The 14,760-nt window shown below is 43.6% G+C and carries 17 protein-coding genes; 2 read left to right on the top strand and 15 right to left on the bottom strand.

Features of this window, described 5'->3' with window-relative positions; translation table 11 throughout:
* Window positions 1–20: 20 nt before the first annotated feature.
* The 10 genes from P6N53_RS06840 to P6N53_RS06795 all read right to left on the bottom strand — a co-directional run bounded on the left by P6N53_RS06840 (window position 21) and on the right by P6N53_RS06795 (window position 8,939).
* A complete protein-coding gene (locus P6N53_RS06840; RefSeq protein WP_304542060.1) occupies window positions 21–401 on the bottom strand; it encodes a P-II family nitrogen regulator in 381 nt (126 codons plus the stop codon).
* Between the two features lie 12 nt (window positions 402–413).
* Window positions 414–743, bottom strand: a complete 330-nt coding sequence (locus P6N53_RS06835) for a P-II family nitrogen regulator (RefSeq protein WP_304542059.1) — start codon at window positions 741–743, stop codon at window positions 414–416.
* A 36-nt stretch (window positions 744–779) separates the two neighbouring features.
* The gene (nifH, locus tag P6N53_RS06830; protein ID WP_304542058.1) at window positions 780–1,598 is read right to left on the bottom strand and encodes a nitrogenase iron protein; all 819 of its coding nucleotides are present in this window, start codon (window positions 1,596–1,598) and stop codon (window positions 780–782) included.
* 362 nt (window positions 1,599–1,960) lie between these two features.
* Window positions 1,961–3,463, bottom strand: coding sequence for a DHA2 family efflux MFS transporter permease subunit (locus tag P6N53_RS06825; protein ID WP_373323015.1), 1,503 nt, complete (start codon window positions 3,461–3,463; stop codon window positions 1,961–1,963).
* Between the two features lie 134 nt (window positions 3,464–3,597).
* The gene (locus P6N53_RS06820; RefSeq protein WP_304542057.1) at window positions 3,598–4,257 is read right to left on the bottom strand and encodes an HlyD family secretion protein; all 660 of its coding nucleotides are present in this window, start codon (window positions 4,255–4,257) and stop codon (window positions 3,598–3,600) included.
* A gap of 2 nt (window positions 4,258–4,259) precedes the next feature.
* Window positions 4,260–5,114 (bottom strand): efflux RND transporter periplasmic adaptor subunit, encoded by an 855-nt coding sequence (locus P6N53_RS06815; protein ID WP_304542056.1) that lies wholly within the window; start codon window positions 5,112–5,114, stop codon window positions 4,260–4,262.
* Window positions 5,115–5,207: 93 nt separating this feature from the next.
* The gene (locus P6N53_RS06810; protein WP_304542055.1) at window positions 5,208–5,402 is read right to left on the bottom strand and encodes a hypothetical protein; all 195 of its coding nucleotides are present in this window, start codon (window positions 5,400–5,402) and stop codon (window positions 5,208–5,210) included.
* Between the two features lie 134 nt (window positions 5,403–5,536).
* Window positions 5,537–6,460, bottom strand: coding sequence for a metal ABC transporter substrate-binding protein (locus tag P6N53_RS06805; protein WP_304542054.1), 924 nt, complete (start codon window positions 6,458–6,460; stop codon window positions 5,537–5,539).
* A gap of 92 nt (window positions 6,461–6,552) precedes the next feature.
* Complete coding sequence (gene cydB, locus P6N53_RS06800; RefSeq protein ID WP_304542053.1) at window positions 6,553–7,590, bottom strand: cytochrome d ubiquinol oxidase subunit II; 1,038 nt, start codon at window positions 7,588–7,590, stop codon at window positions 6,553–6,555.
* Complete coding sequence (locus P6N53_RS06795) at window positions 7,587–8,939, bottom strand: cytochrome ubiquinol oxidase subunit I (protein ID WP_304542052.1); 1,353 nt, start codon at window positions 8,937–8,939, stop codon at window positions 7,587–7,589. The genes cydB and P6N53_RS06795 overlap by 4 nt, the downstream gene beginning before the upstream one ends.
* A 228-nt stretch (window positions 8,940–9,167) precedes the next feature.
* Here P6N53_RS06795 and P6N53_RS06790 point away from each other — a divergent pair, with 228 nt between their 5' ends.
* Entirely contained in the window at window positions 9,168–9,632 is a 465-nt protein-coding gene (locus tag P6N53_RS06790) for an RDD family protein (protein ID WP_304542051.1), read from the top strand.
* Here the strand turns inward: P6N53_RS06790 and P6N53_RS06785 are convergent.
* The 4 genes from P6N53_RS06785 to P6N53_RS06770 are packed head-to-tail and all read right to left on the bottom strand — an operon-like array spanning window position 9,629 to window position 12,945.
* Complete coding sequence (locus P6N53_RS06785) at window positions 9,629–10,447, bottom strand: aminotransferase class IV (protein ID WP_304542050.1); 819 nt, start codon at window positions 10,445–10,447, stop codon at window positions 9,629–9,631. The genes P6N53_RS06790 and P6N53_RS06785 overlap by 4 nt on opposite strands.
* Before the next feature lie 13 nt (window positions 10,448–10,460).
* Window positions 10,461–11,909: an aminodeoxychorismate synthase component I gene (pabB, locus tag P6N53_RS06780; protein WP_304542049.1), complete on the bottom strand. Its 1,449-nt coding sequence runs from the start codon at window positions 11,907–11,909 to the stop codon at window positions 10,461–10,463.
* The gene (locus tag P6N53_RS06775) at window positions 11,887–12,486 is read right to left on the bottom strand and encodes an anthranilate synthase component II (RefSeq protein WP_304542048.1); all 600 of its coding nucleotides are present in this window, start codon (window positions 12,484–12,486) and stop codon (window positions 11,887–11,889) included. The genes pabB and P6N53_RS06775 overlap by 23 nt, the downstream gene beginning before the upstream one ends.
* 24 nt (window positions 12,487–12,510) lie before the next feature.
* On the bottom strand, window positions 12,511–12,945 hold the full coding sequence (locus P6N53_RS06770; RefSeq protein ID WP_304542047.1) for a YaaR family protein: 435 nt from the start codon (window positions 12,943–12,945) through the stop codon (window positions 12,511–12,513).
* 289 nt (window positions 12,946–13,234) lie between these two features.
* On the opposite strand from P6N53_RS06770, the gene P6N53_RS06765 reads away from it, so the two are divergent.
* The gene (locus tag P6N53_RS06765; RefSeq protein ID WP_304542046.1) at window positions 13,235–13,807 is read left to right on the top strand and encodes a carbonic anhydrase; all 573 of its coding nucleotides are present in this window, start codon (window positions 13,235–13,237) and stop codon (window positions 13,805–13,807) included.
* A gap of 40 nt (window positions 13,808–13,847) precedes the next feature.
* On the opposite strand, the gene P6N53_RS06760 is transcribed toward P6N53_RS06765, so the two are convergent.
* Window positions 13,848–14,537 (bottom strand): TerC family protein, encoded by a 690-nt coding sequence (locus P6N53_RS06760; RefSeq protein WP_304542045.1) that lies wholly within the window; start codon window positions 14,535–14,537, stop codon window positions 13,848–13,850.
* Between the last annotated feature and the right edge of the window lie 223 nt (window positions 14,538–14,760).

The following is a 14,760-nucleotide window of genomic DNA, read 5'->3' as shown; positions in this document are numbered from 1 at the left end:
CACCTCCTTTTTTCTAGCGTTTAAATGGCCGCATCTCCCTGCTCTCCGGTCCTAACCCGAACAGCATCCAGTACAGGTCCTACGAAAATTTTACCGTCTCCTTTATGACCTTCCTTATTTACCTTGATTAGTGTCTCCACAACCTTCTGGACTTCATTATCGTGAACCAATATGGTTAACATTCTCTTAGGTATCAGGCGAGCACCCTCTGCCAGTCCATCTGCCAAAATACCGCCGATTTCCTCCTTTGCTCCCAATTCATTAAGCAACGAAAAGTCCACTTTCATTTTTCCTCGCCCCATAACCTTCATAGCATGAAGTCCACAGACACCTATATCTGCCAGGGCTTTCTTTGTTGCATTTACCTTATTCATTCGAATAATGGCTATAATTTCTTTCATAATTTCATCCCCCTACAGAGTCTTGGTGCCGCTGCTAATTGTATAAGCCTCTTCAACAGGAGTAACAAAAATTTTACCGTCTCCAAAGGCTCCCTTCTCACCAGTTTTAGCATATTTGGAGATGATGCTAATTACATCATCCTTATCCTTTTCTTCTTGAACCACCAGCATCAACATTTCTTTAGGAATTTCGTCATATACTACTTCCCCTACCTTAACGCCCCTTTGCTTACCTCTACCAACAACATCCATCTTGGTCACAGCAGGAAAACCAGCACTGTTTAATTCTGCGAGAATAATATTGCTTTTTTCGGGTCTAACAACGGCTCTGATCATTAACATGAACTTCACTCCTCTTTATCAATGTTTAAATACTTCTTAATCTAAAATACCGTGAGCCATTAATAATTCTTCCAGGCGATCCTGGGTCATGGGTTTAGGAATAACAAACATGTCGTTGCCATCAATATTCTTGGCCAGGGTCCTGTACTCATCGGCCTGGGGCTGAGTGGGATCAAAATCAATTACGGTCTTCTTATTGATCTCTGCCCTTTGCACCATGTTATCCCTGGGTACGAAGTGGATTAATTGGGAACCTAGCTCCTTAGCAAAGGCAGTCAGCAATTCCAGTTCATTATCAACCTTACGGCTGTTGCAGATAATCCCACCTAACCTTACGCCACCAGTATTAGCAAATTTTTGAACACCCTTCGAGATGTTGTTGGCTGCATAAAGGGCCATCATTTCACCCGAGGCCACAATATAAATTTCCTGGGCTTTACCTTCCCGGATAGGCATGGCAAAACCGCCGCAAACAACATCACCAAGTACATCATAGAACACATAGTCTAAATCAGAGGTGTAGGCACCCAGGGATTCCAGCAGGTTAATGGAGGTAATAATCCCACGGCCGGCACAACCAACACCTGGTTCGGGACCGCCGGATTCCACGCATTTGGCTGCTCCGTAGCCTGGTAATAGAACATCCTCTAAATCAATATCCTCACCTTCGTCCCTCAAAGTGTCGAGAACGGTCTTCTGACTAAGACCGTGGAGTAATAGTCGGGTAGAATCTGCCTTAGGGTCACAACCTACAACCATGATTTTTTTACCTGACTCTGCTAGAGCAGCCACAGTGTTTTGAGTAGTGGTGGACTTGCCAATACCGCCTTTACCGTAGATAGCAATTTGTCTCATAGTAGATTCCTCCTATTTTTTGGTTTTAAAAAAAGATGAGGCCACTATAATCCCCCCTTGGGGGAATCATAGTGGCCTCAACGCCATATATACGGCAATGTAAATAGTACCAGGGAGGTACATCTTTATACCTGGAAAAATATAAAGTGCCGGTATTAATACCGGCACCTTCGCCCTGTTTACGTCGATACTTCAATGTATCTACTTGAATTTTTGTTTTATTGTCCTTACTTCTAACATGTTGCAAGTATAGCAAAACATCATCAACAATTCAACACTTCTTTTGCATGAATACAGTACACGGACAATATTCCTAATTTTCACTATTATATAGTGTATACAGCATATACTATGCTGGTGGCCTAGCCCTTCCTTTGGGCATAGTAGGCCTCCTGCTTTTTCCTCTCCTGTTCAACCCTCTTTTTACTCAATAAAAATACTATGGGTAAAACAACAGCTATTATGATGGCGCTAACCACAAAGGTATCTGCCAGGGCATTCATATAAGCCTGACGGTTAAGCATACCCATTACCACACTAAGACTACCTTGATCAGCCGCTGCCGCAGGTAAACCGCCTGCCATCAGCATTCCTTCAATTTGACCTAAGGAATGTTGTGTCATGGGTGAGGTGATACTGACATTCTCGCTTAAAACCGAAGTATGATAGGCCTGCCTTTGCAGCATAACATAGGTTAAATAGGCAATGCCCATGGAGCCGGAAATTTGCCTGACGGTATTATTCAAGGCCGAGGCCCGGCCCACCATAAATACCGGGATGGTATTCATCCCCGCGGTGGTCAGGGGCATACTGGCAAGGCCTAGTCCCACTGCCCTGATGGAAAGCAGCAGTTGCAGATGTCGGTAATCAGTATCAAGGCTCAGGGTATGCAGGTGATAGGTAATGACCACAACAATGAACATCCCAATGAATCCCAGCCAAAAGGCCCCAAACTTATCAAACAATTTTCCACTGATTGGCATCATCAAGCCGGTCACCAAGGCCATGGGCATCATCAACAAGCCGGTCTCCATAGGAGTATAGCCCAAAAGATTTTGGGCATAAATTGGTATTAAAAAGACAGCGGAAAAGAGTCCTATGGTGGATATACAGGTTGCCGCCAGGCTGGCACTGAAAACCGGATTTAGTAATAGTCGAACATCAATTAATGGATTAGGCACATATAGCTCCCAAAGAACAAAGAGCAGCAAGGTAAAGCCTGAGAGCACAAGTAAGCTAACTATGTATTGGGAGTCCCAGCCCTTGTCCTGTCCCTCACTTAAGGCCAACAAAAGGGCAAAGCAACCGGCAGAACTTAGAAATACCCCCAGCAAATCAGGCTTGATGTTTTTTTGCAGGGGGGTTTCCTCCAGGTAACTGATAGATAGTATAATAGCCACAATTCCAATAGGTATATTTATGGTGAAAATCCAGTGCCAGCTAAAATTATCCACCAGATAGCCCCCCAGGGTTGGTCCCACTGCCGGGGCCATAATGGCCGCAACACCCCAAACCCCCAGGGCCATTCCAATCTTTTGCCTGGGAATAATCCGGTAAATCATGGCCATGCTGACCGGTATAATCATACCTCCGCCTATGGCCTGGACAACCCTGAAAACCGTCAGAGATTCTGTATTCCAAGCCAATCCGCAAAGGAGAGACCCCAGGGTAAAGGCTGCCACAGACCAAATATACATTCGTTTTGTGCCAAACCGATCCCCAAGGTAGCCGGTAATTGGCACCACTACACCCGATGCAAGCATATACCCGGTCAAAATCCACTGTATCTTATCTGGCTCCGAGCCAAAAAGGGTCATAAACCTGGGTAGGGCAACATTTACAATGCTTGTATCCAAAATGGCCATAAAGGCCCCTATAACTAAAATTAACAAAGCAACCCAGGGCACCTGGCCACCCGCTCCAGGGGGAATCCCCGGCCCGGGAGCTGGTTTAACCTGGGGCGGTTTCTCCTCACTGTTCAACTGGATAACCTCCTGTTTTAAGTACCACTGATGTGTATTTTTACCACGGCACTCATTCCCGGTAGTAAACGCTGGTTTTGATAATCCTCAATGCTGATCTTAACTGGTACCCTTTGGGTTACTTTAGTGTAGGAGTTACCCGAAGTCTGCTGGGGCAGCAGTGAAAATACGGAATTTGCCGCCTCTCCAATGGACATAACCTGTCCTTGGAACTTTAGTCCCGGGAAGGTATCAATTGAATATTGAACCCTTTGTCCCACCTTAACCTTATTGAGCCTGGTTTCCTCAATATTAGCCGTTACATATAGGGCATTGAGGTTTGTCATCATGGCCACAGGCACACCTGCAGCTGCAATTTCCCCGGTGTGACCTATCTTCTTTAGAATTGTCCCACTGATGGGAGCCTTGATCATGGTTAAATCTAAATTGCCGCCCAAGGGCAAATTAGCATCAGATAGCCTGCCTATGGGGTCACCCTGCTTAAGCTCTAGACCTTCCTCAGCGGTAAGCTCAATAATTTGCCCTGTAATCTGGGGGCTTACTTTTACAATATTACCATCAACCCGGGCATCTTCGGTGGAAACAAAATGTGTATTCTGATACCAGTAATAGTAGGAAACTCCTGCCAAGCAAATCAACATGGCAGCAAGCACCAGGTAAATAGTTTTCTTTTTCATTGCTACCTCCGCATATCTATGACTACCTCGGCAAACATACCAGGCTTTAATAGCTGTTCCTGGTTATCGATCTGTATTTTCACCGGGTAGGTTTTAGTCTGTGGTTCCATGGCCGGGGCAATATTAGTAATCTTGCCCGGGAACTCCTTACCTGGAATGGCTGAAACCTTTACTTTGACTGACTGGTTAGCTTCCAGCCTGTTTATGGTTTCCTCGTCAACCCCTGTTCCAATGACTACCTGGCTCAGGTTGACCAAACTCAAAAGGGTATTTTGAGTCCCGGCCATTTCCCCCGGGTTGACATTTCTAGCGGCAATAATCCCGCTAAAGGGTGCTTTAATGCTCATGTCTGCCAGGGCCACCTGTTCTTTTTTTAAATTTGCCTGGGCGGACTTTAGGGCAGCCTCGGCTTTCATAAAATTGCCTTCATAGCTTTTTTCAAAGTCAGCCTGGGAAATTGCCTGGGCGGCAACTAATTCTTTGCCCCGTTCATAGTCCTTTAAGGCCAGATCATAATTTACCTGGGCACTATAAACCGCTGCATTGTTTACCTCTACACCCGCTGCCTTATCCTCAGCAGCCAAGCGTATTAATTCCTGTCCAGCCTTAACAGGGCTCCCGATATCCACCAGTACAGCTTCAACCTTACCCGCTGTCTTGCTGACAATGTCCGCTGACTCTACAGCCTCAATTTTCCCTAAAACCGTCACCATTGATTTTTGGGTTTCCTCGTTGACCCCTTGGGTAACTGTGGGAGGATTGACATCCGGCCCAGCCGGCCCTTTAAGATCGGATTGCCCACACCCTGTTAAAAGACTTACTATAAATAAGCCTGTAAGAATAGTTCTCTTGCTCACCCCAAGGTAACCTCCGTTTTCTATTTTGTTTGTTGACTAATTCGTTAGAGATGTTAATCTTCCTCCCAGGCTATTCCTAGAAAGGAAAATATTTTAGGTGGATTGCTCCTCCATTGTTTTTACCTGTCTGAATTGCCAGTAATGAAGTCTCTGCAGCGCCCTTATTCTGGCTGTAATATCCCTTCTTTCTTGCTCGGAGGAACTAATTTTTAGCTGGTACATCAATTCAAAGATCTCTAATCTAGTTTGAAACATGGACTCCTTCAGTTCCTCCAACTTTAATGTCACTGGACTCACCTCAATTTCTGCGGATACAACAACAATACTATACCATAAAGAGGAAGTCATACCTAAATATACTTTTCTATATAACATAAAAATAGCACTTACCAAGAAGATTGATAAGTGCCCCTTTGAGAAAGCTAGTTTAAAGCCTTTTTTAGATTCTGCAGATTTTCCCTCATTCCATACAGGTAATCCTGTCCAGCCTTTATCTCTGTTTCTGTCATCCCGTCCAAGGGGTCCAGTAATAAAGTTTCTGCCCCAACTTCCCTGGCTAGGGCTTCAGCCACCTTTGGGCTGACAAGCCCCTCAAAAAAGATATGCTTGATCTCCTTTTCCCTGGCTATATTAATTATCCTGGCCATAACAGCAGGGCTTGGCTCAAGCTCCGGGGAGACTCCTCGAATTGCCACCTGGTTCAGGCCATAGCGTTTTGCCAGATAGCCAAAGGCCTCGTGGGAAGTGATGAACTCCTTTATCCTAGTGTTGGCCAGGTTATCCTTATATTCCAAATGCAGCTTTTCTAGTTCCTTTTTAAAACTTAGGGCATTCTGCTGGTAAAAAGCTTTGTTGGCATCATCAGCCTGAACCAAGGCGGCGGTAATGTTATCCACCATTATTTGGGCATTTAGGGGATCCAGCCATATATGTGGGTCGCTGTAGGTATTATGGTCATGTCCATGTTCAGGGGATTGTTTAATAAGGTTTACATTAAGGCTAGAATCCACAACTATGGTCTTAGAATTATCCAAGTTATCAAAGACCCTACTGGCCCAGGTCTCCATTCCTGCCCCACAAAGGATTAAAACATCAGCACCGGACATCCTGGCAATATCCCTGGGTGCCGGTTCCCACCCGTGGGGCTCCCCCCCGGGGGGAATTATATTTTTCAAAGCTATTCTATTGCCCCCAACTTTGCCGGTGAAGTCATAGAGAGGATAAATACTGGTATAAACAACAATTCTGTCCATAGCGGCTGAGGTGTCCTTAACCTTCGAGGTACACCCCACAAAAATAATAGATAGAGCTAGAGCTAGGGCTAGAAGTAGTGCTATTTTTTTCAAGTAAGCTCCCCCTGGTTTCTCCTTCAGACTTTATCTATAATCTTGCCAAAACCATGTGTTTTTAAAGCCGAAATATTATTCAAAAGACCCTATTAACCGCTAATTGGAGTCTGCTTTCTAAGTCTGGCAACCTTTGAGCCCCCCAGAAACTTATAGTAAATATATCCTGTATAGCCCAAAACTAACGGCATGCCAATAAGGGCCAAAATCAGCATAACAGTTAGGGTCAGTTCAGAGGAAGAGGAATTAAAGATGGTTAACCCATACTGGGGATTATTACTGGCCGGAACAAGGTAGGGAAAAAGGCTGCCTCCTACAATACCCAGTATCCCGATAATCGAAAGGCCTGAGGTCAATACTGGCCTTGAATTTGACTGCCCTTTCAGGGCCACCGGAAAATAGGCCATTCCTGCTACTGCTGCCAGAGGGAAAATCCAAAGTATAGGATAATTGAAGAAGTTTACAAACAGCCCCGGACTAGAGACATAACTCCAGGCTGTGGCAATAATAAAGAGAAAAACATAGGCCAGCCAGGAATTTCTCGCCCAGCCCCTGGCCTTAGCCTTAAGCTCTCCCACATTTTCAACCATTAAAAAGGCTGCCCCATGCATGGTAAACATAGCTAAACTAAATAGTCCCAAAAAAACAGAGTAGGGATTCAGCAGGCCTATAAAGGAACCTGCAAAGTTTCCACTGGCATCCAAGGGAATACCCCTAAGTAAATTTCCCACTGCAACCCCCAAAAGAATTGATGGCAGAATGCTTCCTAAACTAAAGCCCCAATCCCAAACCCTTCTCCACCTAGGGGAAGGCAGCTGGTGCTGAAATTCGATGGAAACTGCTCGGAAAATTAGGGCAAAGAGCAAAAGCATAAGGGCCATATAGAACCCACTAAAGACAGTGGCATAGACCATGGGAAAGGCTGCAAAAATAGCTCCTCCACCCGTTAACAGCCAAACCTGGTTGGCATCCCAAAAGGGACCAATGGAGTAAAACATTTGCCCCCGCTCCTGCTCACCTTTAGTCAACAGGTGGAGGTTCCCTACTCCCAGGTCAAAGCCATCCAACAGAGCATAGCCGGTAATTAAAACCGCTATCAGAAAAAACCAGATAATCTGTAATGTGGTCATACTGTAACCCCCTTATCAGCCCCAGTTCCTTTCCCTTGCATATCGGGACCCAGGTTAATTTTCTTGCGCAGCAAGAAGATCCAAACAGAAAATAGCACCACATAGATTAAAGCAAACATAATGATGGAAAAAAGGATCTGGTATGCCGGCACAGTAATAGACACCCCGTCTGCAGTTCTCAGTAAATTATAGACAACCCAAGGCTGACGTCCTACCTCTGCAGCAATCCAGCCCAGTTCATTGGTGATAAAGGGCAATGGTATGGAGAAAAAGGCTAATTTTAAGAATAGTGGGTTGTCATAAAGCTTATTCCTTATTAAAAGCCAGAAACCCCAGCATGTTAAAGCAATAAAATACAACCCCAGGGCGACCATAAGATGGAAGGGATAAAAGGTCATAGCCAGGGGCGGCCATTCATCCCGGGGGAAATCATTTAATCCCTTTACTTCTGCATTAAAATCCCCAAAGGCCACAAAGCTTAACATCTTGGGCAGGGCAATTTCCATTTTAGTTCTACCCGCCTCAGCATCCGGTATGCCAAAAATAATCAACGGCGCACCCTGCTGGGTTTCAAAAAGTCCTTCAAAGGCAGCCAGTTTTGCAGGCTGTGTCTCTGCCACCTGCACCGCGTGGTAATGTCCCAGGGCCCCTTGAAGCAGGGAGGCAGCCAGGGCTACCACCAGGGATAGTTTCAATGAATACTTGGCAAATTCCCGGTGTTTTCCCCTTAATAGGTAGAGGGCACTTATCCCCAGCATAAAGAAGGCTCCGGTAATAATGGCCCCGTCCATGGTATGTAGATACCTGGGGATGGTGGATGGATTAAAGACAGCCGCCCAGAAATCCGTTAATTCCGCCCGTCCGTTAACGATGTGAAAACCGGCAGGAGTTTGCTGCCAGGAGTTGGCCACAATAATCCAAAAGGCCGAAAAGGTTGAGCCTAGGGCAACCATCAGTGAAGAAAACCAATAAAACCTTTTAGAAACCCTATCGGCCCCCCAGACAAGGACTCCTACAAAGGCCGACTCCAGGAAAAAGGCAAATATCCCCTCTGCTGCAAGGGGTGCACCAAAAATATCCCCAACAAAACGAGAATATTCCGACCAGTTTGTGCCGAACTGAAATTCCATAACCACCCCAGAGGCCACACCCATCACAAAGCTGATGGCAAATAGCTTAATCCAAAAACGAGATATCCTATTGTAAAGTTCATCCCCTGTTCTCAGATATTTAGTTTGTAATGCAACAATCAGCCAGGCCAGGCCAATGGTAAGGGGCGGAAAAATAAAGTGAAAACCAATGGTCATGGCAAACTGAATTCTGGATAACAATAACGCATCCAACTCCATAAGATAAAACTCCCCCTTGTATTTGACTACGTAACAGCATGTTAGCAAAAATTTGTTAAAAATATATGACAAAATTTATAAGTTTAGCTTGCAAGACAAAATTTATAATTCAACAATTACCAGGCTTTTCTTGATATTTTTTTCACTAGTTAGTTGCACAAATTAAATTAATTTGGTACCTTGGTATTAGTTTCTTTTAGGGGATTTCATAAGTGGGGGGAGAAGTTAATGGCCAATAGTAATATTGCAACACCTTTTCCACGTCTGATAGCCAGGATAATTGATAAGGTAATTGTGACAGTTCCCTTCTTCCTTTGGTTTGGCGGGGGAGACCAGACCATGATAGAACCTATTGCCGGCGGTATACTTCTAGTTTATGTGGTATTGCTAAATTACCTGTGGGATGGCCAGACAGTAGGTAAGCGTTTCATGAAAATTAGAGTTGTCTCCTACGAGGGAGGCAAACTAAATATTTTTCACTACCTTATCAGGGAATTGACCTTTAATCTTTATCCCATTTACCTGCTAACCCATAGCTGGATAAAAACAGGCTGGACCATTTGGATGATAGCCACCATTTTATTAATTCTCCAATATGGCCGTGGTTTACATGACATGTTTGGCAGAACAAAGGTTATAACTGAGGCTGTAGAAGCCGATGTGCAGGGTAATAAGAAAATAGATAGTAATTAAGCCTGGATTTCCTTGTCCAGCAACTCCTGATATATTTTTCTAATTGAAGAAGTTACCCTTCCGGGCACCCCTTTACCAATTGGGGTGCCTGCAAATTTTGTAACAGGCATTACACCCATCAAAGAGTTTGTTATAAACAGCTCTTCTCCTCCAATTAACTCCCCCGGGTAAATTTTTGTCTCTACACAGGGAAGTAGGTTGTCCTGAGCCAAATCAATAATTAGCTGTCTTGTTACACCAGATAATAGACCTTCCCTTGGGCCGGGAGTTTTTATAATGCCATCTTTAACTATAAAGATGTTACTGATAGTTCCTTCACAAACCCTTTGCTGGCTATTTACAAATAATCCTTCGAACCAACCCTGCCCATTAGCCTGCTCTCTGGCTAAAATATTCTCCATATAATTTAGAGTTTTATGTCTAACTAGATGAGACTGTTCATTCTTGCTCAGTCCAAGGAGACCAATTTCCACACCTAGCTCATATAAATCAGCCTGATAGATAATTCCTTCCTGCAAAATTAATAAGGTATTTGTCTGTAATTTGTCCTCTCCTGCTGCTTTTTTATCTCCCAGCAAACTAATCTTTAAGCGCCCCGTTCTTAATGTCGCCTCTATTAATAGCTCTTCTATCCAATTATTTAATACTTCCTTTGCAGGCATGAATAATCCCAAGGCATCTGCAGATTCCGCCATCCTTTGAAGATGCTGCTTTAAAAATAACGGCCTTCCCATTTGAACTAAAATTGTTTCGAAAAGCCCGTAGCCATAGGAACAGGCCCAGGATAATGGAGATAACAGATTATTTTCATCCAATAACAGTCTCCCATTAATAGACATATGGACCATCATATATGCTCCCTTCAAATTTCAACGCCCTCAGCAGCGCCCTAGCTTTATCCAAGGTTTCATTATACTCATCCTCCGGGTTGGACTTGGCAGTTATACCTCCCCCCACCTGGAAGTAATATTTGCCCCCCACCTTGATAATGGTGCGGATGACAATATTCAAGTCCGCCCTGCCGTCAAATCCAATATAGCCAAGGGACCCTGTATAAATCCCCCGCCGAACAGGCTCCAAACATTCAATGATTTCCATAGCTTTTATTTTTGGTGCTCCGGTGATGGAGCCACCTGGAAAGGAAGCCTTTAGTAAATCAAAAATATTTTTCCCTGGTATTAATGAACCTTTAACGGTAGCCACTAGATGAAAAACCGTGGGGAAAGGTTCGATGCAGTAGGGCAGCTCTGCCCTAATGGTACCTGGGCGGCATACTCTCCCTAAGTCACTCCTTGCTAAATCAACTATCATCGTTAACTCTGCCCTGTCCTTTTGACTTTCCAGTAGTTGCTTGTAATTGCTCAAATCTTCGGCTGGGTTGCTTGCCCTGGGCCTGGTTCCCTTGATGGGACAAGTCTCAACTCCCCCGTATTGTTCTACCCTCAGGAATCTTTCCGGCGAGGAGGAGATAACCTCAATATCCCCAAAATTAAGATATGCCGCAAAGGGCGCCGGGCTTATCCTTTTTAAATCTTTATATAATTGCCATCCGCTGATTTCTGATTCCATGGTAAATCTTTGGGATAGGTTAACCTGAAAGATGTCCCCGGATAATATATGTTCAATAGCTTGACCTACATTTTTTATGTATGACTGCCTGTTAAAGTTGGCTTGGACCTTGACAGGACTATTATTTCCCCGGCTTTTTTTCAGCCCTGGACTTTTTGCCAGCTGGCCCTGCAGCCATTCCGACCTTAGCATAGCCCTATTAGTTGCATTTTTCTCTAACTTTTCCGGATATCCGGTGGATACAATATATTTTCTGTTCTCGAGCTGATCTACAACCAAAATGACATCAAACAGGCCAAAAATAAGATCTGGTGTATTTAAATCATCTGCTGCTAGCTCCGGCATCCGTTCCAGCTGTCTACCCAGGTCATAGCTAAAAAAGCCAACCCCCCCGCCGGAAAATGGAATTTTCTCTTCAACCTCCAGGGGGGGGAAGCTATTAAAAATATCTGCCATTACATCCAAAGGATTATCTTGCTGAACTGAAATATTAACTAGCCTACTGCCGAAACTTTGAGCTAAGGTGGTCTTTCCAGCCTTGGAATGTATAACAGCAAAGGGATCTGCTCCCATAAAGGAATACCTTCCCCCACCAGTGGCCAGACCTGAATCTAACAAGAAACAATAGGGTAATTCCACTATACACTGGTAAAATTCTTCAATAGATTTGTCCAAAAAAATCTCTTTAATTAAGGCTGTCCGCCCCATGCCTCATACCACCCGTTATCTTCAAAAAGTTTTTAATCAGATTAATTCCTTCCGGAGTCAATATGGATTCTGGATGAAACTGAACCCCTTCCACTGTATATCTCTCATGGCGAAAACCCATTATTTCCCCTTCAGCTGTCCAGGCCGAGACCTCCAACTCAGGTGGTAAGGAATCCCCTTCAACACAGAGGGAATGATATCTTCCAGCCATAAAAGGTATACTCATACCCTTATAGATGGTCTTTTGGTCATGGTAAATGGCCGATTCCAGGCCATGCATTACTTGAACGGCACGCACAACCCTGCCCCCAAAGGCCTGACCAATAGCCTGGTGACCAAGGCATACTCCTAAAATCGGTACTCGACCGGCAAAATAACCTATTACCTCCACAGAAATACCCGCCTGATCAGGGGAGCAGGGGCCAGGAGAAATGATAATATGGCTGGGCTTTAGCTCTTCTAACCTATGACAATCAATGGAGTCATTTCTATAGACCGACACCTCAACACCTAATTCCAGCACCTGTTGATAAAGATTGTAAATAAAGGAATCATAGTTATCTATTATAATTACCATGGCAAATCACCACTTGGAGTTAAATTAACTATATACATCTAATATTAATCCCGCTATCCTATCTACCTCTGCCACAATATCTAAATTGTCCCTTTCCTGCCCCAGAAGTTTTTGAGTCAGCTCATCAACTTCCTTGTTTATAATCTCTACCCTGGTAAAAACCGTACTGTAATTAATGCTTCTATCATGCTTAAGCTTATAAAAATTCTTTAAAACATAGGACAGGTATTCCTTGATTAATTCCTTATAATCCCTAATGTTTGCCTCTGTGGCAGACATCTTCAGCCTGGAGCCGGCAGCCTTAATTTTTTCCACCATTTCCATTAGCTGGCCCTGGGTACCTTCCCTCTCGGCGTTATCCAAGAGGTTGGAAAAGGCCTGTCCCACTTTTGAAATCTCTGTTTTTTGTGCTGTTGATTTGGGAAGAGATTGTTTATTGCCAAAGGATGATATTTTCATTTGCTTTATCCCCGTGTTATCTCTAATTTTCCTCAATATATTCGTCAATAACCAATAATTTTCCTGTATACACAGTTAATTGAGCATGTTATCTTGGATACAAGCTAACTCCCCTAGTGTCAATTTTTTTTGCCTCCGTCCTACCTTAGTGACAAATTTTTTAGTTTATTTATATATTGTAGTGACAAATAATGTTGGACATTGCTTATTTTTTCTGTTAAATTATAAAAAAAGGTTAACTTAGGAGGTGATATAACAGGTTCTAGACGGTAAATAAGGAGGAGACATTATGGCCCAGATTGTGCCAATAAACACAAAGGAAGATATTTTCCCCCAATACTTGGGTACTCCCATCGGAGATTTAATTGAATATCATAACTTTCATAAAACCTTTGACACAAAATATGATCATGCAAAACTTCTTGTTGGCATGTGTATGGATAATCGAAAGCGCCTTCATATTCCCGAAAACTTTGCCTATGTCATTAGAACTGGAGCTGGAAATTTAAGAACCTCTGAATTTAAAGTTTCCTATGCAGTTGCCGTTGGTGGTGTAAGGGCCATTGCCCTCATCGGTCATAACAATTGCGGCATGGCTAATTTAAAGGCTAAAGAAGAAAGATTCGTTAAGGGCCTGGTGGATGTTGGCTGGGACCCTAAGGCAGCCCAAGATCATTTTGATCATTTTGCTCCAATGTTTGAGATAGGCAACGAGTTAGATTTTGTCATGACTGAAGCACAAAGATTACGTAGCCGCTATCCTAAAGTTCTGGTTGCTCCCCTAATGTATCAACTGGAAGATAATCGTCTTTACCTTCTAAGAAGAGATAATACACTCCCTAAAGCGGTTGCTGCTATGTAGGGATTTTAAAGGACAGGAATTATGCCTGTCCTTTTTTTATTTATGCATTTCCCCCGCTTAATCTCTTAATTTTGGGCAAAAGATTTTTTCTATTACCTATACTTAATACTGTGACTACAATTAATGCCGGTATAATTATATTTTGAAAGGGGATATGTCCGGCCAGTTGTTGGTTAATAATTCTATCATGGCTAATCATACTTCCGGCCGTCCAGGCCAACACTCCTGCACCAATCTGAGTAACTATTGGGTATCTATCCATTAATTTTAATACCAAAGTACTTCCCCATACAATGATGGGAACACTAATGGCTAATCCCATTATTACCAGAGTAACACTGCCGTGGGCCGCTCCAGCTATGGCCAGCACGTTATCCACACCCATAACCACGTCTGCAATAATAATTGTTTGGATTGCTTCCCTCAAGGTACAGCCAGCCTTTACATTAACATCACATTGATGATCCTGTTTGAGTAGCTTTAGAGCAATCCATACGAGGAGCAACCCACCAACAAACTGTAACAGGGGTATCTTTAATAGCTGCAATGCCACCACCGTTAACGCCGCCCTAATGGCAACTGCCCCGAAGGTCCCCCAGATAATAGCCTTTTTCCTTTGCTCGACAGGTAAGTTCTTGCTGGCCATGGCAATGATAATGGCATTATCCCCGCCTAATACAATGTCAATTACAATGATGGTTAGTAACGCTCCTAAAAACTGTAATTCCATCCCTAAACCCTCCCTAAATCATTAACATTAGCTTGCCCAAAAACAAAAAGACTCTGCCAATGAAATTCATTGACAAAGTCTGGCTAACTAAGCGTCCAGCAAGGCCGAGGTGTTACCCTGTGCAATGACGACCTTGAGGTTAAAGCTACTCCCCTTGTATGCAACATATTCTATCATTAGTTTTAGCATAATACAATACCAAAAAACTTTTATCAAATATTTT

It is taken from the genome of Desulforamulus aquiferis, assembly GCF_030577015.1.
Classification (GTDB): Bacteria; Bacillota; Desulfotomaculia; order Desulfotomaculales; family Desulfotomaculaceae; genus Desulfotomaculum; species Desulfotomaculum aquiferis.
The sequence above is the reverse complement of the archived record's forward strand: the minus strand, read 5'-3'. Positions and strand labels throughout refer to the sequence as shown.

Coding starts and splice junctions, on each gene's coding strand:
- P6N53_RS06760 (WP_304542045.1), bottom strand. CDS start 14,537: ATGGAATTACAGTTTTTAGGAGCGTTACTAACCATCATTGTAATTGAC.
- P6N53_RS06765 (WP_304542046.1), top strand. CDS start 13,235: ATGGCCCAGATTGTGCCAATAAACACAAAGGAAGATATTTTCCCCCAA.
- P6N53_RS06840 (WP_304542060.1), bottom strand. CDS start 401: ATGAAAGAAATTATAGCCATTATTCGAATGAATAAGGTAAATGCAACA.
- nifH (WP_304542058.1), bottom strand. CDS start 1,598: ATGAGACAAATTGCTATCTACGGTAAAGGCGGTATTGGCAAGTCCACC.
- P6N53_RS06820 (WP_304542057.1), bottom strand. CDS start 4,257: ATGAAAAAGAAAACTATTTACCTGGTGCTTGCTGCCATGTTGATTTGC.
- P6N53_RS06775 (WP_304542048.1), bottom strand. CDS start 12,486: ATGGTAATTATAATAGATAACTATGATTCCTTTATTTACAATCTTTAT.
- P6N53_RS06770 (WP_304542047.1), bottom strand. CDS start 12,945: ATGAAAATATCATCCTTTGGCAATAAACAATCTCTTCCCAAATCAACA.
- cydB (WP_304542053.1), bottom strand. CDS start 7,590: ATGACCACATTACAGATTATCTGGTTTTTTCTGATAGCGGTTTTAATT.
- P6N53_RS06825 (WP_373323015.1), bottom strand. CDS start 3,463: ATGGCCATTTTGGATACAAGCATTGTAAATGTTGCCCTACCCAGGTTT.
- P6N53_RS06790 (WP_304542051.1), top strand. CDS start 9,168: ATGGCCAATAGTAATATTGCAACACCTTTTCCACGTCTGATAGCCAGG.
- P6N53_RS06795 (WP_304542052.1), bottom strand. CDS start 8,939: ATGGAGTTGGATGCGTTATTGTTATCCAGAATTCAGTTTGCCATGACC.
- pabB (WP_304542049.1), bottom strand. CDS start 11,909: ATGGGGCGGACAGCCTTAATTAAAGAGATTTTTTTGGACAAATCTATT.
- P6N53_RS06835 (WP_304542059.1), bottom strand. CDS start 743: ATGTTAATGATCAGAGCCGTTGTTAGACCCGAAAAAAGCAATATTATT.